Here is a 19340-nt window from a genome sequence, read left to right as displayed (position 1 = left end):
AACAGATTTTGCCTAAAGGAGATAGACATGGCATCTCAGGAGAGTACTGTCCTTAAAAAGGGGATAGATGCCCAAGCATTAATCAATAATGCTCCTGTATCAAAATATCAATGGCTGATTGCAATTGTTTGTTTTCTCATTGTTTTTGTTGATGGGATTGATACGGCTGCAATGGGTTTTATTGCACCTGCATTGGCACAAGATTGGGGTATTGCCAAGGCTGATCTAGGTCCTGTGATGAGTGCTGCCTTAGGTGGGATGATTTTTGGCGCATTATTTTCAGGTCCACTTGCGGATCGTTTTGGGCGAAAAATTGTTTTAACGATTGCAATGCTGGTTTTTGGCGGCTTTACCTTAGCTTGTGCTTATTCTTCAACTTTAGATCAGTTGGTTGTTTTTCGTTTTCTCACAGGAATTGGCTTAGGCGCAGCAATGCCAAATGCAACGACTTTATTCTCAGAATATTGTCCTGCACGTATCCGTTCATTGCTTGTGACATGTATGTTCTGTGGTTATAACCTCGGTATGGCGATTGGTGGTTTTCTCAGTAGTTGGTTGATCCCAAACTTTGGGTGGCACAGTCTGTTTTTGGTGGGCGGTTGGGCACCACTTATTTTAATGGTCATGGTCGTACTTTGGTTGCCTGAATCATATCGTTATTTGATTGTGAAAGGTAATGCCTCAGACAAAGTTAAAAAGATTTTAAATAAAATCGCGCCTGAACAAGTTGCATCTGTTAATGAATTTCATGTTCCAGAAGAAAAGAGTGAAGCAGCAAATAAAAACTCTGTAATTGGTATGTTATTTTCAAAATCATATATCAAAGGCACTTTTTTACTGTGGTTTACCTATTTCATGGGTTTAGTGATTATTTATCTCTTGACCAGTTGGTTGCCAACATTGATGCGTGAAACAGGTGCAAGCATGGAACATGCTGCATTTATTGGTGGATTGTTCCAGTTCGGTGGGGTACTCAGTGCGCTATTTATCGGTTGGGCAATGGATAAATTTAACCCTAACCGTGTGATTGCAGGCTTTTATTTCTTAGCTGGTGTATTCGCTTTTATTGTGGGTCAAAGCTTAAATTATCCAACATTCTTAGCAATATTTATCTTATGTGCAGGTATGGCTGCCAATGGCGCTCAGTCTGCAATGCCAGCATTAAGTGCTCGTTTCTATCCTACCCAATGTCGTGCAACAGGTGTGGCATGGATGTCAGGTATTGGACGTTTCGGCGCTGTATTTGGTGCGTGGATTGGTGCGGTATTACTGGGTAATCAGTGGTCATTTACTGCAATTTTATCTTTATTACTTATTCCAGCGACTGCTGCGGCAATTGCGATCTTAATTAAATCATTTGTTGCACATACAGATGCAACCTAAGAGGAAATTTTTATGAACGATGAAGAACGTTATCAACAAGGCATTCAGGTTCGCAGTGAAGTGTTAGGTGAAAAACACGTGCAGCGCTCTTTGGATAATTTGAATGATTTTAATGCGGATTTTCAAAACTTTATTAGTCGTTTTGCATGGGGAGAGGTGTGGTCACGTCCAGGAATGCCACGCCATACACGTAGTCTAGTCACGATTGCTATTTTGTTGTCATTGGGCAGAACAGATGAACTACGCTTACATTTGCGTGCTTGTTTTAACAATGGTGTGACGAAAGACGATTTAAAAGAATTATTTATTCATTCATCACTTTATGCAGGTTTACCTGCGGCAAATGCAGCGATGCATATGGCTGAAGAAGTGTTTAAAGAACTCGGCTTAGATGCTGAATAACGAAGTCATAACACGTTAAGGAATTTACTTTTTAAAAGGAAACTATGATGTCTAAAAATATTTGGGGCGCATATGCACAGCGCAATAGTGAAGATCATCCACCTGCGTATGCACCAGGCTATAAAACAAGTGTATTGCGTTCACCAAAAAATGCATTAATTTCGATTGGTGAAACCATTTCAGAAGTGACTTCACCACGTTTTTCGGCAGAGCACTTTGGTCCAAAAGATAATGATCTTATTTTAAACTGTGCTAAAGAAGGCTTACCGATTGGTGAGCGTGTCATTGTGCATGGCTATGTCCGTGACCAATTTGGTCGTCCTGTAAAAAATGCGTTACTTGAAGTATGGCAAGCCAATGCATCAGGTCGCTATCGTCATCCAAATGACCAATTTATTGGCTCTTTAGATCCAAACTTTGGTGGTTGTGGTCGTATGATGACAGATGAAAATGGTTTTTATATTTTCCGTACCATTAAGCCTGGTCCATATCCTTGGCGTAACCGTATTAATGAATGGCGTCCTGCGCATATCCATTTCTCTTTACTTGCTGATGGTTGGGCGCAACGTTTAATTTCACAATTTTATTTTGAAGGTGATCCACTGATTGACAGTTGTCCAATTATTAAAACCATTCCTTCAGAAGATCAACGACGTGCTTTGATTGCCCTTGAAGACAAGAGCAATTTTATCGAAGCCGATAGCCGTTGTTATCGTTTTGACATCACTTTACGTGGTCGTCGCAAAACCTATTTTGAAAATGAATTAGTTTAATACATGGAGTAAATGCTATGAACGGTTGGAATTTCCAAGAATTACATGAAACCCCATCGCAAACAGGTGGACCTTATGTTCATATCGGTTTGTTACCTAAACAAGCAGGTATCGAGGTTTTTGAATATAACTTTAATAATGACTTGTTGAAAAATAATCCAGAAGGTCAACGTATCCGTTTAGAAGGACGTGTATTTGACGGTGTGGGTGTGCCATTACGTGATGTTTTAGTCGAAATTTGGCAAGCTGATGCAAACGGCGTTTATCCAAGTGATGCAGATTTTCAAGAGAAAAATGCAGATCAAAACTTCCAAGGTTGGGGACGTGCTGGCGCAGACTTCCAAACAGGTGTATGGCATTTTAATACCATCAAACCAAGTACTGTTCCTGGTCGTAAAGGTTCAACACAAGCACCGCATATTAATCTGATTATTTTTGCACGTGGTATCAACTTAGGTTTAAACACACGTGTTTATTTTGAAGATGAAGCTGAAGCGAATGCAAAAGATCCTGTATTGAATAGCATTGAGTGGGAGCCTCGTCGCCAAACTTTGATTGCTAAGCGCAGCGAAGAAAATGGTGAAATCGTTTATCGCTTTGATATTTATGTTCAAGGCGACAAAGAAACTGTATTTTTCGATATTTAATTAAATACATAGATTTTAAAGTGATGTACATCTGGTGAAACAAAACCACTGGATGTACAGAAAAAATGATTGGGATTGAAAATGAATAGATTTGCACTCAAAACATGTTTGACTGTTGCGATTGCGTTGTCTTGTTCTTTGGTACAGGCAAATACTGCATTGAATACTGTTGAAAATGATGCTGTTTATCAGATTAAAAATGTCAATATCGGTGAAATGCCTGTAAAAACCATTGTACCGATTACAGCAAAAACCAAAGCACAAGCAATTGAACAAGCCAAAATTATTGCAAATCATCCTGATGCGGATATTGCAGAGTTTCGTATCGATTTACTTGATTTTGCTGCTGACAGTAAGCAAGTGATTGCATTGGGGCAGGAACTCAATCAAATTTTAAAAGATAAACCTTTAATTGCAACGATTCGAACTGCAAATGAAGGCGGACAACTCAAAATCAGTGATGCAGATTATCAAAAAAATTATCGTGCATATTTGAAACAGCCTTTTATGCAATTGCTTGATATTGAAATGTTTAGAGATGAGGCAGTTGTTCAACAATTAACACAACTAGCACATCAAAAAAATGTACGCGTTATCATGTCAAATCATGACTTTAACCGTACACCTGAGCAAGCTGAAATAGAAAAACGTTTTTTAAAACAAGATGTTATGGGGGCTGATATTTTAAAAATCGCAGTGATGCCACAGTCTAAACAAGATGTATTTACCTTGATGAATGCAACTTTAAATGTCAGCCAGCAAACTAAAAAGCCGTTATTGACTATGTCGATGGCGAAATTGGGTGCAATTTCTCGTATTGCTACTGCCAATATGGGTGGAAGTATGAGTTTTGGCATGATTGGTGAGGCTTCTGCACCTGGACAAATTGAAGTTAAACAGCTCAAACAACTTTTAAATATTGTTGAACCAAACTAAATACATCATTACATTAGGGAAAATCAATGAAATCGTCTATTTTTGCGCTGAGTGCTTTGGTTCTCGGTTTAGGAAGTCTTAGCCACGCACAAACTTTTGTGGTTGATCAATACGCAGATCATGGTGAAAAAGGTACTTTACGTTGGGCTATTGAACAAGCAAATAGTCAGCCTTCAGAAGCACATCAAATTCAGATTAAAGCTGTAGGGCAAGCGCCTTTTGTCATTTTTCCTGAAAAGCCTTTACCAGAAATTCGTACAGCAGTTTCTATTGTCGGTGAAGCATGGGCAGCCAATGGTCAATATATTGCAATTGATGGCTCTAAATATGTCAAAGGTACAGGCGTAGAAGCTTGTCCTGGTGCAGTTTCAGGACAGTTTGGTACAAACGTGCGTACAACGACTTTGCCTGGTTTAGTGCTACGAGATACTCAAAATGTGCAAATTCAGGGACTTGAAGTTAGAAACTTCTGTATAGGCGTGTTAATTAACCGTGCAAGTAATAATCTGATTCAACACAACAGAATCATGAATAACTATGGTGGCGCGGGTGTTATGCTCACAGGCGATGATGGTCAAGGCGGCTCAACAGCAACCACAACCAATAATAACAAAGTATTAAATAACTATTTTCAGGACAATGGTGATGGTCTTGAGTTGACACGAGGTGCAGCATTTAACTTGGTTGCAAATAATCAATTTATTTCGACTGCTCAAAATCCTGAGCCTTCACAAGGCATTGAAATTTTATGGGGCAATGACAATAGCATTGTTGGCAATACGTTTAAAAACTATTCAGATGGCTTGCAAATCAACTGGGGCAAACGCAATTACATTGCTTATAATGAGTTAAGTCATAACTCAATTGGTTTTAATCTTACGGGTGACGGCAATATTTTAGACAGCAATCGAGTACATGATAATCGTATTGGTGTTGCGATTCGCTCAGAAAAAGATGCCAATGCGCATATTACATTAACCAAAAACTTGATTTGGAATAATGGCAAAGATGTTAAACGTTGTGAAGCTGGTGGTTCTTGTGTACCTGAGCAACGTACTGGTGCAATTATTATGAATGTTCCTGCGTTAGAGCATGCTGAATTTGTTGGTTCACGTGGTCGTGGTGTGGTGATGGATGAAAAGACATTACAACATACATGTCAAGATGCAACACAACAAAACTGTAATGCCAAAGCCAATCAAAATATTACTGCACCAACGTTACAAGTGAAACAAGGCGTTGTAACTGTTGAAGTTCAAGCGCAAAAAAATGCAATGTATCGTGTTGAATTTTTCGGAAATTCGCAAAAAAATGCCAATGAAGCAGAAATCTTCTTAGGTACAGAACAAGTCGTGACTGATGAAAATGGCAAAGCCAAAATTCAATGGAAACCGACTCAAAAAGTGCAATCAATCACCGCTACCTTAACTGATATTCATGGTGCAAGTTCTGAATTAAGTCCCGCTGTGAAATTGTAAGGTTATTTATGTTGAATCATCTTTGCTTAAGGAAAAGCATATGAAACATTGTTTAGTAAAACCCTTAACTGTGCTGAGTTCAGCGCTATTTGTATCACAATTTACATTTGCTCAAATGCCATGGTCAGAAGATCGACAATGGCTTTTGGGAGACTGGAATGGTGAACGCAAGAGCTTGGAAGAAAAAGGCTATAAGTTTACTTTGGGTTTTCAAAATGAAACTGCAACAAATATCGATGGTGGTTATAACGATGATCGAGAAATGTTGCATGCTTCTCAACTCACGTTAGCTTCACAATTTGATTTGGAGAAAATCGCAGGTTTGGAAAATACCCAAGCCAGTGTCATGATCACCAAACGTGACGGACAAGCATTATCCGCAGAACGAATTTCTGATCCACGCGCATCACAGTTTAGTAGTGCGCAAGAAATTTATGGTCGAGGACAATCTTGGCGTTTATCACAAGCATGGATAAAATCTGGGTTTTTAGACAACACTGTGCAGTTTAAAATTGGACGAATGGGATTGTCCGAAGATTTCAATGCTTCGCACTGTGAGTTTCAAAACTTAATGCTATGTGGTGGTCAACTGGGTAAAACCGTAGGCAGTATTTGGTACAACAGCCCAGTTTCACAATGGGGAATGAACCTAAAATACCAATTTCTACCTGAGTGGTCACTTGCGGCAGGGGTTTATGAAATTAACCCTGAAAATACCTTTGAAGATCGTGGCTTTAACTTAGGCATGGATGATGCCGAAGGCGTTTTAATTCCTGTCGAGTTGACTTGGAAACCTAAACTCGCTGCTTTTAATGGTTTAACAGGAGAATATAAACTCGGTGCATTTTATGCGACTGCGGATGCAAATGACATAAAAACCAATACACAAGGTCAGATCATTGATGCAGATACACCTGCAAAAGTTCATGATCATAAACAAAGTGTCTGGTTAAATGCACAGCAACAACTGACTGCACATGAAAATGACAGTAAACGTGGTCTATTTGCATCTGCCAATTTCACTTGGAATGATAAAGCGACCACCACTGTTGAAGCGTCACAGCAGTTGGCATTTTGGTATAAAGGCGCATTCGATGCTCGTCCACAAGACAGCATTGGTTTAGGTTTTGCACGTTTTGATGTTAATGAGCGCGTTCGTGATCGTCAGCATTATCAGAACCAACAAAACGGTTTAACTGCGGCAGATTACACAAATCCTTTATACCGACCTATTCAAAATGATGAGCTCAATATTGAACTGAATTATAGTTTGAATTGGTCACCAGCAATCATGTTGCGTCCAAATATTCAATATGTGCATCAAGCAGGTGGTTTAAAGCAAGTAGATGATGCATGGGTGTTGGGTTTAACTACGCGTTTCAACTTCTAAGCCATTTATTTTCCCCAATAAAAAGCGATCTACTTAGATCGCTTTTTATCATTAATATTGTGACAAATGAATAATTTGGCTGACTTTTTCCACCGTTTCAAGTAATGCTGGTGCGAGTTCTTCAACACGTTTTTCATTTAAACGTACAGATGGACCTGCGATACTCACCGTCCCAAAAGGAATACCTGTATGCGGATTTAGAATAACTTTTGCCATAGCAGTCATCCCTAACTCATAAGTATCTTGAATTAAACCATAACCTCGGTCTTTAGATGCTTGTACTAAAACTTTAAGTTCTTCTAAGTTTTTTGGGGTATTGGGACCAAATAAATTTGCTTTTTCAAAACCTTCGCGTTCTGCTAAGCGTAAAAAATCAGCCTCATTGAGTGCAGAAAGATAAGTTAAACCACAAGAAGACGCAGGTAAATACGCCACACTGCCCGAATCAGGGTCATATTTTAAACCTGACTTTGAACCTTGAGCTTTTGCAATCCAAATAATGTTTTCATTTTCAATGAGACCCAAACGCACCAGTTCAGCAGATTCTTCAGCCAACTGATTGAGTAGCGGCTGAAAAGTTTCTGTAATTGAGCGAGAAGACAAATATGTCAGTCCCATTGAAGCGATTTTTAAGGTCAATTTATAGTGCTGGCTTAGTTCATCTTGATAGATATAGCCCATGTCTTTCATCGAGCTTAATAAACGATGCATTGCAGATTTGGGAATATCTAAATCAGTTGAAAGCTGGCTTAAAGCACATCCATTTACATCTTTTAATAACGCTTCGAGCACGGTTAAAGTGCGGTCATTATTACTCAGCATAAAAAATCCAAATTAATTACTAATATTTTTTGGAACAGTGTTCCAAAAAATCAAAAAACAGATTATATTACATCTTAGATTCTATCCTAAATGATTTTTAGATAAATCAGCATGATCTAGGGTAAAAAACTGAAGCCTTCTCAGTTCATTTTTAACCTAAGTCAAATTTAAACCTATTTATGCATGGAACCGCATAAATGAAATAGGTGAACGCTAAGGGAGCAAGTGTATGCAGCAACAGGTAGATTTAAGGGAATTTCTAGATGAAAATAGAATTTCACCTTTACAAAAATTTATTATTTTTATTTGTTTAATGATCGTTGTTGTTGACGGTATTGATATTTCAATTATGGGTTTTGTTGCACCCGTCATTAAAAATGAGTGGGGAATTACCACAACTGCATTAGCACCTGTAATGAGTGCAGCCTTGGTCGGACTGGCATTAGGTGCCGTGATTTCGGGACCATTAGCCGATAAATTTGGGCGTAAAAAATTATTAATTGTAAATTTAATTGGTTTTGGATTTTTTACGCTCATTGCAGCAGTTTCAACCAATGTCACAGAACTGATGATTTTCCGTTTTATTGCAGGATTATTTATGGGTGGTGTGATGCCACAAGCTGTGACGCTAACCACTGATTATTCACCCATGCGTGTAAATGCACGAATGGTCACATTGATTTTAAGTGGTTTTACTTTTGGTGCAGCATTAGGTGGCTTTTTAGCGGCATGGGTTATTCCGCACTATAACTGGCATGCCATGATGATTATTGGTGGAATATTACCTTTGATCTTGGCGGTGATTGTGGCATTTAAACTGCCCGAATCGATTGGTTTTAAGGTTTTAAAGCAACATCCTAAAGCTGAAATTGATGCCATTATTCACAAAATTGCACCTGATTTTGATACAACGAACAAAGTTTTTGTATTACCAAAACCAAAAACGAAGTCTGTAGATAATCCAGTTAAAACGATTATTAGCCCATTTTATTTCCTTGGTAGTTTCCTACTGTGGTGGACATATGCTTCAGGTTTATTTGTAGTGTATCTACTTGGAAGCTGGTTGCCAATGATGTCAAATGAGTTTGGTTTCAGTATCAGTGAAGCATCTATGATTACTGCGATTTATCAACTTGGTGGTCCAATCGGTTGTTATGCTTGCGGTTATTTGATGGATAAAATCAATGCACATATCGGTTTGGTGATTTGTTATCTGATCGCAATTGTCTTCATGATTTTCATTGGTGAAGTGGGACATAACTTCTACGTATATAGTGCAATGTGTTTCTTTGTTGGCATGTGGATGAATGGTGCAAACTCAGGTGTAAATGGTTTATCAAGTGCATTTTATCCCGTCTTTGCACGTGCAACAGGAAACAGTTGGATGCATGGTATTGGACGTTTAGGTGCGGTTGCTAGTGCATTTGCTGGTGCTTATTTCCTCAATCAAGGTTGGTCAGCAAGTAAAATTTTCCTTGTACTCTGTGTGCCTGCCGCAGGGATGGTCATGGCTTTACTCCTCATGAAAATGATTTATTCACCACAACGTATGCAACAACGAGCTTTAGACGACGCAAAAGCTTAATAAAAACACTTTAATTTACTGAATTTTAAAAGGATATTGAATTATGAGTATTCAATTGAATGGATCGACTCGTCTTTATTTTGTGGTTGGGCATCCCATCCAACAAGTAAAATCACCTGAAGGGGTGACTTTGGAACTGATTTCAAAAGGCTTAAATGCCATTGTGCCACCTGCAGATGTACATCCAGATCATTTTCCAGAGTTTGTAAATAACACGAAAAACATGCTCAATACAGATGGTTTGATCGTGACTGTGCCACACAAAATTACAGCTTTACAGTGCTGTGACCAAGTGACAGAACGTGCAAAATTCATTGGTGCAGTGAATACCATTCGTCGCTGTGAAGCAGGTTGGGAAGGTGACATGCTGGATGGTACAGGCATGGTGCAAGCGATTAAATTAAAAAATATTCAATTAGAAAATAAACGTGCCATTTTGGCGGGTGCAGGCGGTGCAGGCAAAGCGATTGCCTACGAATTATTGTTGGCTGGGGTTGCAGAACTGGCAATTTTTGATGTCGATGCACAACGTCAGCAACAATTGGTTGACCATTTAAATGCGCTTGGCAAAGGCAAGGTTGTTGCACATGACAATGACCCAACAGGTTTTGATGTCATTGTGAATGCAACCCCGATGGGCATGAATGGTGATCCATCAGCAGCATTTCAGCTAGACAAGTTAACTCATACCATGTCAGTTGCGGATGTTGTCACTAAACCAGAAAAAACACCATTTGTGACTCAGGCATTAGAGCTTGGTTGTACTGCGGTAACAGGTACAGATATGTTTATTCAAGTTCGTGATTTGATGGTGAATTTTCTACTTGAAAATGAACGTTCAGGAGGCGTAGATGATGCAGCCTGAATCTAAACAACGCCAGTATTCACTGTCATTTTTAACTGTTGCGGATGTATCACCTGTTGAAGCAATTCAGATCGCGGCAGAATGTGGCTACGCACAGGTCGGTTTACGTCTTTTACCTGCGGCACCGAATGAAGCTGACTATCCGATTTTAACAGACGCAACATTAATTCGTGAAACGCAAGCAGCTTTAGCTGATACAGGCGTGAAAGTTGCTGATGTAGAAATTATACGTTTGACGCCTGATTTTGACGGTCAAAAATATATTCAGTTTTTAGAAGTTGCTCAACAATTAGGTGCAAAACATATTCTCATTGCAGGCAATGATACTGAGCATCAACGCTTAGTTGAAAATTATGCAGCGTTCTGCGAGTTGAGTCAGCAATATCATTTAAGTTGTGATCTTGAATTTATGCCGTGGACGGCTGTTAAAAATCTGCAACATGCTCAACAGATCGTGACGCAATCGGGACAAAAAAATGCAGCAGTATTAATTGATTCACTGCATTTTGATCGTTCAGATTCAACTTTAGAACAAGTCAAAGCGCTACCTGTGACACAAATGAACTATGTACAGCTTTGTGATGGTTTAGCTGAATATGACCCAAGTGATGAAGGTTTAATTAAAATTGCGCGTTCTAATCGTTTAGTTCCAGGGCAAGGTGAAATTGATTTGATTTCGCTGATTCGAGCTTTACCGAAAGATATTACTTTAGCAGCAGAAGTTCCGAATCTTGCACTTGCAAAACGACCAGCGCTGCAACGTGCTCAAATTAATTTGCAAGCAATTCAACAACTCGTTGCGCTTGCTGAAGCAGATGCTATTGCGGGGTGATGTCATGAATGCGTCAACTCAACATGAGTTTAATTCTCTAGCTCAAAAAAATCGTGACCAATATGAATGTGATGTTTTGGTGATTGGTTCTGGAGCAGGTGGACTTTCTACCGCAGTGACTGCGGCAGTTCAAGGTTTGGATGTGATTGTTGCTGAAAAAGCAAGTGTTTTTGGTGGCACAACGGCGGTATCTGGGGGGTGGTTATGGATCCCAAACACGCCACATGCACAGCGTGCAGGGCAGTTAGAGCCTATTGAGCAGCCTAAAAAATATCTAAAAAATGTACTGGGTGAAAAATATGATGAAGCTCGTATTCATCAATATCTAACAAAAGCACCTGAAATGATCGATTTTTTTGAGAAATCAACAGAGGTCAAATTCAATGCAGGTGCATTGGTTCCAGACTTTTTTGATATAGAAGGTTCTCGTGTGGGTTGGCGTTCTGTTGTTGCTGCACCATTTGATGGGCGACAACTCGGGAAAAACTTACATTTGCTGAGACCTGCAATTCCTGAAACCACAGTTTGGGGTATGGGCATCGCATCTGGTGCTGATATGAAACATTTCATTAATACATTTAATGCTGTGTCTTCATTTATGTATGCGACTAAGCGTGTTTTACGACATTTTGCAGATTTGTTATTTCGTCATCGTTCAACTCAAATTGTCAATGGTAATGCATTGGTTGCACGTTTACTCAAGTCGGCACTTGATCAAAAAGTGAGACTATTTGCAAATCATGCTGCGCAACAACTGATTTATGAAAATAATAAAGTGGTCGGTGCAATTTTTAAAACACCACAAGGTTTGGTTAAAATTTTAGCGAAACGCGGTGTAGTTTTGGCAACAGGCGGATTTCCACATGATGAAAAACGCAAACAACAATTATTTGAACATGTTGCTTTAGGAACACCTCATTACTCAGCTGCGCCTGAAACCAATACAGGAGATGGCTTAAAGCTTGCTGAAATGGTTGGCGCTCAAGTGGATACGCAGTTGCCATGGTCAGGCGCTTGGGCACCTGTGTCATTAATGCCTCGTTTAGATGGCACATTAGGACGTTTTCCACATTTGGTTGAACGTGGGAAACCGGGCTTAATCGCTGTATTAAAAAATGGCAAACGTTTTACCAACGAAGGTGATTCATATCCTTTATTTGTCAAAGATTTATTTAAACATACGAATCAAGGTGACTTGGCACATTGTTGGTTGATTTGTGATCATAAATTTATCCGACGTTATGGTTTGGGTGCAGTGAAACCTTTTCCAATTTCGATGCAGCCTTGGATTGAAAATGGTTATCTCAAACAAGCAGATCGTTTAGAAGACTTAGCTCAACAATGTGGTATTGATGCTGCGAATTTTAAACAGACCATTACGCAATACAACGTGCATGCAGAACAAGGGCTAGACCCTGAGTTTAAACGAGGTTCTACGCCGTATCAAAAAGCGCAAGGGGATAGTGATCATAGACCAAATCCGTGTATTGCACCGATACAAAAAGGACCATTTTATGCAGTGCAAGTGGTACCGGGAAGCTTAGGAACATTTGCAGGATTAATCACCGATCATGATGCACGTGTATTAGATAAAAACACTCAACGTCCGATTGATGGGCTTTATGCAGTAGGTAATGACATGAACACCGTGATGGGAGGTCAATATCCAAGCGGAGGAATTACTTTAGGACCTGCCATGACATTTGGTTATTTGGCTGCAAATCATTTGGTTCAACATGCTAAATCCACGCAATCTGTACAAAAACAAAATACATAGGAAAAGCTGACATGGAAAAACAAGTCGATTTACTCATTATTGGTGCAGGTGCGGCAGGAATGTCAGCCGCATTATTTGCCAAGTTAAATGGTTTAGATGTGCTGTTATGTGAAAAAGCAGATCAGATAGGCGGTACGACCGCAACTTCTGGAGGCACGATTTGGGCACCGGGGTCGCATTTAAGTGTCGCAGCAGGTGTTCCAGATGATATTGAACAAGCACGGGTTTTTCTTAAATCGGTGGTGGGTGAGCGTGGCGGAGAACATTTACGCGATGCATTTTTAGAATCTAGTCCAAAAATGATTAAAGACTTAGATGAAAAAACCACGGTGAAACTGAATGCATGTTTAGCACATCCTGATTATGTCAAAAACCAACCTGGAGAAGCTTTTGGTGGTCGAGCTTTGGCACCTGCCGAATTTGATGCTCGTGTGTTAGGTACAGATTTTAAATACGTGCGTCCACCCCGTCCTGAGTTTATGGGTTTAGGTGGCATGATGGTGAATCGTAGTGAATTAAATGCCTTACTGAACCCATTTTCGTCTGGCACCAATTTTATGACAACGATGAAAGTCGTGCTGCCTTATTTTATGTCACGTTTACGCTATGCGCGTGGTACTCGCTTAGTGATGGGAAATGCCTTGGTCGGGAGCTTATTTTATAACTTAAAACAAAATAATGTATCTGTTTGGTTAGATGCACCATTACAAGAACTCATTTATGAAAATGGCAAAGTGGTTGGTGCAAAAATTAATAAAAATAATCAACAAATTGTGGTGAAAGCACGTCAAGGCGTTGTTTTGGCAACAGGTGGTGTGGGGTGGAATGCTCAATTACGCAAAAAACTATTTCCTCAAGGATTAATTGCTGACTCACTTTCACCGACTTCAAACACAGGTGATGGTTTAAGTTTTGCACAGAACATCGGCGCTAAAATTGATCCATCTGTAGACAGTAGTGTTTTGTATTTTCCATGTTCAATTCATACCCATAAAAATGGCTATAAAGCAGTTTGGCCGCACATTATTTTAGACCGTGCGAAACCAGGCGTGATTGCTGTGAATGCTGATGGGCGACGATTTGTCAATGAATCTGATTCCTATCATGATTTTTGTATGGCACAAATTCGATCCAATAAATCCAAAGAAAAAGTGGTGTCTTATCTCATTTGTGATGAAACCGCGATTCAAAAATATGGGCTCGGCTTCGTTTTACCTGGTGCGAAAAAGTTAGATTACTTTTTACGAGAAAAATATTTATTTTCAGCAAATACACTGGAAGACCTTGCCACTAAAGTGGGTATTCAAGCAGCAACATTGAACCAAACAGTGACGCGTTTTAACCATCTTGTGGAACAAGGCGAAGACACAGATTTTGGTAAAGGTAGCGGTGTAATGAATCGTTTTAATGGCGATCCAGATGTAAAACCGAATCCATGTTTAGGAAAATTACAGAAAGCTCCATTTTATGCGTTACCTGTCGTCCCTATGGACTGTGCAAGTAGTGGTGGGCTGACAGGTGATGAATTTGGTCGCGTACTCACTCAAAACAATCAAGTGATTCAGGGCTTATTTGCCTGTGGCAATGACTTATCTTCTATTTTTAAAGGTACTTATCCGGGACCGGGTACAACGCTTGGACCAGGAATGGTGTTTGCTTGGCGAATTGCACAATTTGCAGCAGGCAAACTCAAAGATGATTTGAACAATCATACAAATGAAAATTTGTGTGAAAAATCACAAACAACTCAATCTCAAAATTTTACTCAGGAGCGCAAAACCGCATGAAACTTTATGAACTAATTAATATCACGATCAAAATGGGTACGGCTGCAAGTGTTGCAAATGGTATTCAAGATTTTCATGCAGAGACAGAAGCAAAAGCGAAATTATTAGGAGTCTGGTTTTCAGATATTGGTCAATTAAATCAAGTTGTTGTATTACGTAGTTTTGAGTCTAAAGCAGATCAAGAAGCGGGTGATGCACATTTAGCTGCTCAAGAAAATTTATTTAATTCAAGTGAAAATATCATTCAATATTCTGTTGAACATTTTGCAGGTTTTGACTTTTTACCAGAAGTTGAGTTAGGCGAATTTGGTCCAGTTTATGAAATTCGTACTTATGAATTAAAGCATGGCGGTGTTCCACATGTTTTAGAGGCATGGAAAAATGCGGTGCCTACACGTACTCAATACTCAAAATTAACGGTTGCAATGTACGCACTTGATGGGCATCCACGCATTGTGAGTATTTGGCCATATGCTTCACTGAATGAACGTTCTGAGGTTCGTGCAAAATCAGTCGCTGACGGTATTTGGCCACCAAAAGGTGGTCCACAATGGTTAACGCATGAAATGCAGTCAATGATTGCATTGCCTACAGCGATTTCACCATTGAAATAATTCATATTTTTTATTAGCGCAATAAAAAGCTAGTTCAATTGAACTGGCTTTTTACATATAAATGTTTAATTTAGTTGAATGAATGACCACAACAAGTTTTAAGTCAATAAAAGTGAGAAATAAGATGAAAAAGGATATAAGTTTTTCAAAAATCATTCTAGGTGGAAATGTGTTTGGTTGGACGGTCAATCAAGAGGATTCATGCAGTTTATTAGACTACGCACTTGAGCGCGGTATAAATACAATTGATACGGCAGATATGTACTCGACATGGGTAACAGGACATGTTGGCGGAGAGTCAGAAACAGTGATTGGTGAATGGCTCAAGCGTACACCTTCGAACAGAGAAAAAGTAATTTTAATTACCAAAGTAGGTGCGCCCTTAGCAGAGGGAAAGCAAGGATTATCTAAAAAATATATTAAACAAGCAGTTGAAGAATCTTTACAACGTTTAAATACAGACTATCTCGATGTGTACTTGAGTCATTATCCAGATGAAAATACACCCATTGCAGAAACCTTATCTGCCTATGCTGAATTAATTCAAGCGGGTAAAATTCGTCAAATTGGCGCATCTAATTATTCAGCAAAACAATTGCAAGAGGCTCTAGAGGTCAGTCATCATCAAAATTTACCCAAATATGAAATTTTTCAACCGGGTTATAATTTAGTTGAGCGAGAGCAATACGAGACGGAATATCGTGATATTTGTGTTGAAAATCAATTAAAAGTGATCACCTATTTTAGTTTGGCTGCGGGTTTTTTAAGTGGAAAATATCGTGATATTTCTCAGCTTGAGGGTTCAGCACGAAAACTTAATCCACATGGCTTAAATATTTTAAAGACGATGGATCAATTGCAAACTCAATATCAGGCAGAACTTTCTGAAATTGCTTTGGCTTGGGCGATGGCACAGCCGAGTATTACGGCTCCAATTGCTTCAGCGACATCGTCTATACAAATTGATTCATTTATAAAAGCACTCAATTTAAAACTTGACGAAGCAGATCTTCAGCGTCTAAATGAAGTCAGTCAGTATTCGAATAATACTTGAGAGTTAAAATAAAAAACAGGGCATTTTCCCTGTTTTTTTTATGACATGTAGGAGGATGATATTAAGCAGTATTAAGCCGTTTTTTGTAATTGAGTTAAAGACGATAAATGAACTGTGCGTTGTTCCTTCGCTGCTTGTTCAATACATTCTAAAAGTTGAATATTTTTAATCGCGTCTTGTGGCGATGAAATAGGTTCAACTTGCCCATTGATGACATCAACAAAATGGCTTAACTGAAGTAAATAAACGTCTTCTTGTTTATTGGGTTCTATTTTATTTTTCACTAAATTTACAGCCCAACTTTTTTGGCTATTTTCTGGATAATTCCAATATTCTAAATTCGGTACACTCAATGCTCCTTGTGAACCACTAATATAATAACAGTCTTGGTCAGGCGAAGTGGCAAAACTATTTTTATTTTCCTCAGTATTTTGATCCCAACCCCACGGTGAAACCGCTGCATCAGATGCCAATAATGTACCTAAAGCGCCATTTTCAAAACGAACTAAAATTGAAATCGTATCTTCCACATCTAATTGACGATTTTTATGAGAAGTCATGGCTTGGACAGAAACAATTTCGCCATTTAAATAGCGCATTAAGTCCAGATCATGCACAAGGTTGATGGCTAAAACACCTGCACCCGCTTTTCGATGCCATTCAATATCAAAATATGGATCAGGTTTATAAACACTCCATAGTGCATTAAAAGTATTGATTTCACCCACAATACCTTTTTCAATCAATTCTTTAGCTTGTTGAATAATCGGATTGTGACGACGATGATGACCCACTAAAATAGGTATATTTAATTTTTCTTGTTCGCTGATTAAACTTAAGGCTTCTTCTGTATTCAATGCAAGTGGTTTCTCAAGTAAACAGGGTATGCCATGTTGCATACAAGTTATCGCTGTTGAAACATGGAAGCGATTTGGGTTAGCAATAATTACACCATCAATCAATTGATTTTTAAATAATTCATTGAGATCTTGAAAATTTGGGACATCAAATTCCTTTGCCATCGCATCTGAAAATGGGTCACAAACGGCAACCAATTCTGTAAGAGGATGTTGAATAATGGTTTGAGCGTGTTTTTTTCCCATCACACCTGCACCAATAATGGCGATTTTTTTTAAAGACATATTTGCTTTCCTTGCGTTCTTAGCGTTGATTTAAAACTGATTGTTTGAGATTTTTTAAATAATTTAAGCTTTGTGAAAAAGCATCGTATTCAGAGGTATATTGCGGATGTAAATAATCAATTTCTAAAGCTAAAAGTCCTTGATAATTCAATTGATTGAGTAAGTGAAATGTCTTTTCTAATGGAATTAAACCTTGACCCGAAACGACACTGGGCCAAAATGCAAATGTTTTAGGATCACCTTGAAATGCTTGAACATCTTTAATGTGTGTTGCTTTCGCATAAGGTGCCATTTTTTCAATCGCTTGCCACGGATCTTCTAACATTCTTAGATTATTTGCAGTATCTAAACAAATTCCAAAATGAGGGCTATCTATCGTTTTAACCAGATCGACGATTTCATCTGCCAACAGATCAACATGATTTTCAAGCGCCAGTGTGAGCTGATGCTGTATTGCAAAATCAGTTGCTTTTTCAAGTAAAGGGAGGAGAGATTTTTTGTGATTTTGCCATGTACCTTGAGGTCGACTTTTACGCCCACCTGCGCAAATGCGCATGGTTTTTGCACCTAAGGCTTGGGCAATTTTTGCATGCTTTTGAAAATCAACAAGTGCCTGCGCATTTTGCCCACTTTCAAAACCTGAAGGATGTCCCCATGCCCAAACCAATTCTAGTTGCTGGGCTGATAAAATCTGACGTAATTTTAGAATGTCATCTTCTGTAGGATCAGGAAGCATAAAACTTTCAATCGAAATTCCTTCAATTTGAAATTGAATTGCTTGTTCGAGGCATTGCCAAAAATCAAGTTGAGGAACGGCTTCCTGCTCTAAAAGTGGATAATGCTGATTAAAGTGTCGGTGATAACAATAACCATCTATTGCAATTTTCATTGTACTATTCTTCTTGAATATTAAATTAAATTTAAAGTTTTGCTTGAACTTTAAATACGAAATTCATCCATGTGAGTACAATGTTAGCAAGCTATTTAAAAAATTGGAACAGTGTTCCATAAAATATTTTACATGATTTTATAGCATCATCCTGAGCTCATAAGCGGTATTCCTTAACAGAGGTAAAATATTTTCTATTAGATATTGTTCAGTCACACGATGGGTTTGAGACATACAGTTTAATGCAGCGATGGCTTGCCCTTGACTGTTCACAATAGGCACAGCCAGTGCAATGACACCAAGTTCATGCTCTTCTTTAGAAAGGCAAAAATCTTGTTTTTGAACATGCTCTAACACAGCATAAAAGTCTTCTTTAGTTTGCACTGTAAATGGTGTTAGACGTTTAAGCCCATATTTTTCATACCATTTTTGTTGTTCATCTGCACTAAATGCGGACAAGAGTACTTTTCCTGTTGATGTTGCATGTGCAGGTAAGCGATTGCCTAAATGCATGCCATAAGGACTACTACGAATAATATCTTGTTGGGGTAAAAAACTACGTGCAATGGGTACAACTTCATGATCATCTAAGACCACAATAGAGTAAGTCAGTGAGGTTTGAGCACATAAAATATTTAAAATCGGTTGAGCAATTTTAGGTAAATGTGCTGAACTTAAATATGAACTCGAAAAACGTAATACTTTATGTGTCAACCAAAAATAATGATCGTCACCTTCTAAATATCCGAGAAATTTTAAAGTCCTTAGATAACGTCGTGCGGCTGTTCGGCTCATGCCTGTCCGATCTGCAATTTGTGTTGCATTGAGCTTTTGTCGGTCTATGCCAAAAGCTTCGAGTAAACTTAAGCCTTTAGCAAAACTTGCAATATAATCATCTTGAGTGATGGTTTCACCTGAACTTTCATTGTGAATAAGTGCATAACGCATTTTATTTCCCTATATT

18 protein-coding genes are annotated in these 19340 nt (G+C 38.7%); 14 read left to right on the top strand and 4 right to left on the bottom strand.

The features are described from left to right. Nucleotides 1-27: 27 nt before the first annotated feature. From pcaK to HX124_RS09510, 7 genes are all read left to right on the top strand, one after another. Nucleotides 28-1383, top strand: coding sequence for a 4-hydroxybenzoate transporter PcaK (gene pcaK, locus HX124_RS09540; RefSeq protein ID WP_286382401.1), 1356 nt, complete (start codon nucleotides 28-30; stop codon nucleotides 1381-1383). A 12-nt stretch (nucleotides 1384-1395) separates the two neighbouring features. Further along, the gene (pcaC, locus tag HX124_RS09535) at nucleotides 1396-1785 is read left to right on the top strand and encodes a 4-carboxymuconolactone decarboxylase (RefSeq protein WP_107007646.1); all 390 of its coding nucleotides are present in this window, start codon (nucleotides 1396-1398) and stop codon (nucleotides 1783-1785) included. A gap of 47 nt (nucleotides 1786-1832) precedes the next feature. Beyond that, entirely contained in the window at nucleotides 1833-2558 is a 726-nt protein-coding gene (pcaH, locus tag HX124_RS09530) for a protocatechuate 3,4-dioxygenase subunit beta (RefSeq protein WP_107007647.1), read from the top strand. Between the two features lie 17 nt (nucleotides 2559-2575). Next, a complete protein-coding gene (gene pcaG / locus HX124_RS09525) occupies nucleotides 2576-3205 on the top strand; it encodes a protocatechuate 3,4-dioxygenase subunit alpha (RefSeq protein ID WP_130073617.1) in 630 nt (209 codons plus the stop codon). A gap of 81 nt (nucleotides 3206-3286) precedes the next feature. Continuing rightward, nucleotides 3287-4141, top strand: a complete 855-nt coding sequence (gene aroD, locus HX124_RS09520) for a type I 3-dehydroquinate dehydratase (protein WP_286382398.1) — start codon at nucleotides 3287-3289, stop codon at nucleotides 4139-4141. A 26-nt stretch (nucleotides 4142-4167) separates the two neighbouring features. Beyond that, on the top strand, nucleotides 4168-5619 hold the full coding sequence (locus HX124_RS09515) for a right-handed parallel beta-helix repeat-containing protein (RefSeq protein ID WP_286382396.1): 1452 nt from the start codon (nucleotides 4168-4170) through the stop codon (nucleotides 5617-5619). Nucleotides 5620-5659: 40 nt separating this feature from the next. Next, entirely contained in the window at nucleotides 5660-7009 is a 1350-nt protein-coding gene (locus tag HX124_RS09510; protein WP_286382395.1) for a carbohydrate porin, read from the top strand. 51 nt (nucleotides 7010-7060) lie between these two features. On the opposite strand, the gene HX124_RS09505 is transcribed toward HX124_RS09510, so the two are convergent. Next, nucleotides 7061-7831: an IclR family transcriptional regulator gene (locus HX124_RS09505; RefSeq protein ID WP_107007652.1), complete on the bottom strand. Its 771-nt coding sequence runs from the start codon at nucleotides 7829-7831 to the stop codon at nucleotides 7061-7063. A 229-nt stretch (nucleotides 7832-8060) separates the two neighbouring features. Between HX124_RS09505 and HX124_RS09500 the strand changes: the two genes are divergently transcribed. From HX124_RS09500 to HX124_RS09470, 7 genes are all read left to right on the top strand, one after another. Then, nucleotides 8061-9416, top strand: a complete 1356-nt coding sequence (locus HX124_RS09500) for an MFS transporter (protein WP_286382394.1) — start codon at nucleotides 8061-8063, stop codon at nucleotides 9414-9416. Nucleotides 9417-9459: 43 nt separating this feature from the next. Then, nucleotides 9460-10281 (top strand): shikimate dehydrogenase family protein, encoded by an 822-nt coding sequence (locus tag HX124_RS09495; RefSeq protein ID WP_286382393.1) that lies wholly within the window; start codon nucleotides 9460-9462, stop codon nucleotides 10279-10281. Then, nucleotides 10268-11113 (top strand): sugar phosphate isomerase/epimerase family protein, encoded by an 846-nt coding sequence (locus HX124_RS09490; RefSeq protein WP_286382392.1) that lies wholly within the window; start codon nucleotides 10268-10270, stop codon nucleotides 11111-11113. Before HX124_RS09495 ends, HX124_RS09490 begins: the two co-directional genes overlap by 14 nt. A 4-nt stretch (nucleotides 11114-11117) precedes the next feature. Continuing rightward, nucleotides 11118-12890: an FAD-dependent oxidoreductase gene (locus HX124_RS09485; RefSeq protein WP_286382391.1), complete on the top strand. Its 1773-nt coding sequence runs from the start codon at nucleotides 11118-11120 to the stop codon at nucleotides 12888-12890. Between the two features lie 11 nt (nucleotides 12891-12901). Then, nucleotides 12902-14677 carry an FAD-dependent oxidoreductase gene (locus HX124_RS09480; RefSeq protein WP_286382389.1) on the top strand — a complete coding sequence of 592 codons (1776 nt, stop codon included), beginning with the start codon at nucleotides 12902-12904 and terminating at the stop codon, nucleotides 14675-14677. Next, a complete protein-coding gene (locus HX124_RS09475) occupies nucleotides 14674-15291 on the top strand; it encodes an NIPSNAP family protein (protein ID WP_286382387.1) in 618 nt (205 codons plus the stop codon). The genes HX124_RS09480 and HX124_RS09475 overlap by 4 nt, the downstream gene beginning before the upstream one ends. Before the next feature lie 124 nt (nucleotides 15292-15415). Beyond that, entirely contained in the window at nucleotides 15416-16345 is a 930-nt protein-coding gene (locus HX124_RS09470) for an aldo/keto reductase (RefSeq protein WP_286382386.1), read from the top strand. 71 nt (nucleotides 16346-16416) lie between these two features. On the opposite strand, the gene HX124_RS09465 is transcribed toward HX124_RS09470, so the two are convergent. The 3 genes from HX124_RS09465 to HX124_RS09455 all read right to left on the bottom strand — a co-directional run bounded on the left by HX124_RS09465 (nucleotide 16417) and on the right by HX124_RS09455 (nucleotide 19324). Continuing rightward, the gene (locus HX124_RS09465; RefSeq protein ID WP_286382384.1) at nucleotides 16417-17487 is read right to left on the bottom strand and encodes a Gfo/Idh/MocA family protein; all 1071 of its coding nucleotides are present in this window, start codon (nucleotides 17485-17487) and stop codon (nucleotides 16417-16419) included. Nucleotides 17488-17506: 19 nt separating this feature from the next. Continuing rightward, a complete protein-coding gene (locus HX124_RS09460; protein WP_286382382.1) occupies nucleotides 17507-18376 on the bottom strand; it encodes a sugar phosphate isomerase/epimerase family protein in 870 nt (289 codons plus the stop codon). A gap of 138 nt (nucleotides 18377-18514) precedes the next feature. Then, complete coding sequence (locus tag HX124_RS09455; RefSeq protein ID WP_130073605.1) at nucleotides 18515-19324, bottom strand: IclR family transcriptional regulator domain-containing protein; 810 nt, start codon at nucleotides 19322-19324, stop codon at nucleotides 18515-18517. Between the last annotated feature and the right edge of the window lie 16 nt (nucleotides 19325-19340).

Origin of the sequence: Acinetobacter sp. 226-1 (genome assembly GCF_030329325.1) — a bacterium.
In the GTDB taxonomy this organism is placed as follows: Bacteria; Pseudomonadota; Gammaproteobacteria; order Pseudomonadales; family Moraxellaceae; genus Acinetobacter; species Acinetobacter sichuanensis.
This window is presented reverse-complemented; position numbering and strand designations above follow the sequence as displayed.

Bases quoted from the DNA above. Each gene is read 5' to 3' on its own strand.
- pcaK (WP_286382401.1), top strand. From the start codon at position 28: ATGGCATCTCAGGAGAGTACTGTCCTTAAAAAGGGGATAGATGCCCAA.
- pcaC (WP_107007646.1), top strand. From the start codon at position 1,396: ATGAACGATGAAGAACGTTATCAACAAGGCATTCAGGTTCGCAGTGAA.
- pcaH (WP_107007647.1), top strand. From the start codon at position 1,833: ATGTCTAAAAATATTTGGGGCGCATATGCACAGCGCAATAGTGAAGAT.
- pcaG (WP_130073617.1), top strand. From the start codon at position 2,576: ATGAACGGTTGGAATTTCCAAGAATTACATGAAACCCCATCGCAAACA.
- aroD (WP_286382398.1), top strand. From the start codon at position 3,287: ATGAATAGATTTGCACTCAAAACATGTTTGACTGTTGCGATTGCGTTG.
- HX124_RS09515 (WP_286382396.1), top strand. From the start codon at position 4,168: ATGAAATCGTCTATTTTTGCGCTGAGTGCTTTGGTTCTCGGTTTAGGA.
- HX124_RS09510 (WP_286382395.1), top strand. From the start codon at position 5,660: ATGAAACATTGTTTAGTAAAACCCTTAACTGTGCTGAGTTCAGCGCTA.
- HX124_RS09505 (WP_107007652.1), bottom strand. From the start codon at position 7,831: ATGCTGAGTAATAATGACCGCACTTTAACCGTGCTCGAAGCGTTATTA.
- HX124_RS09500 (WP_286382394.1), top strand. From the start codon at position 8,061: ATGCAGCAACAGGTAGATTTAAGGGAATTTCTAGATGAAAATAGAATT.
- HX124_RS09495 (WP_286382393.1), top strand. From the start codon at position 9,460: ATGAGTATTCAATTGAATGGATCGACTCGTCTTTATTTTGTGGTTGGG.
- HX124_RS09490 (WP_286382392.1), top strand. From the start codon at position 10,268: ATGATGCAGCCTGAATCTAAACAACGCCAGTATTCACTGTCATTTTTA.
- HX124_RS09485 (WP_286382391.1), top strand. From the start codon at position 11,118: ATGAATGCGTCAACTCAACATGAGTTTAATTCTCTAGCTCAAAAAAAT.
- HX124_RS09480 (WP_286382389.1), top strand. From the start codon at position 12,902: ATGGAAAAACAAGTCGATTTACTCATTATTGGTGCAGGTGCGGCAGGA.
- HX124_RS09475 (WP_286382387.1), top strand. From the start codon at position 14,674: ATGAAACTTTATGAACTAATTAATATCACGATCAAAATGGGTACGGCT.
- HX124_RS09470 (WP_286382386.1), top strand. From the start codon at position 15,416: ATGAAAAAGGATATAAGTTTTTCAAAAATCATTCTAGGTGGAAATGTG.
- HX124_RS09465 (WP_286382384.1), bottom strand. From the start codon at position 17,487: ATGTCTTTAAAAAAAATCGCCATTATTGGTGCAGGTGTGATGGGAAAA.
- HX124_RS09460 (WP_286382382.1), bottom strand. From the start codon at position 18,376: ATGAAAATTGCAATAGATGGTTATTGTTATCACCGACACTTTAATCAG.
- HX124_RS09455 (WP_130073605.1), bottom strand. From the start codon at position 19,324: ATGCGTTATGCACTTATTCACAATGAAAGTTCAGGTGAAACCATCACT.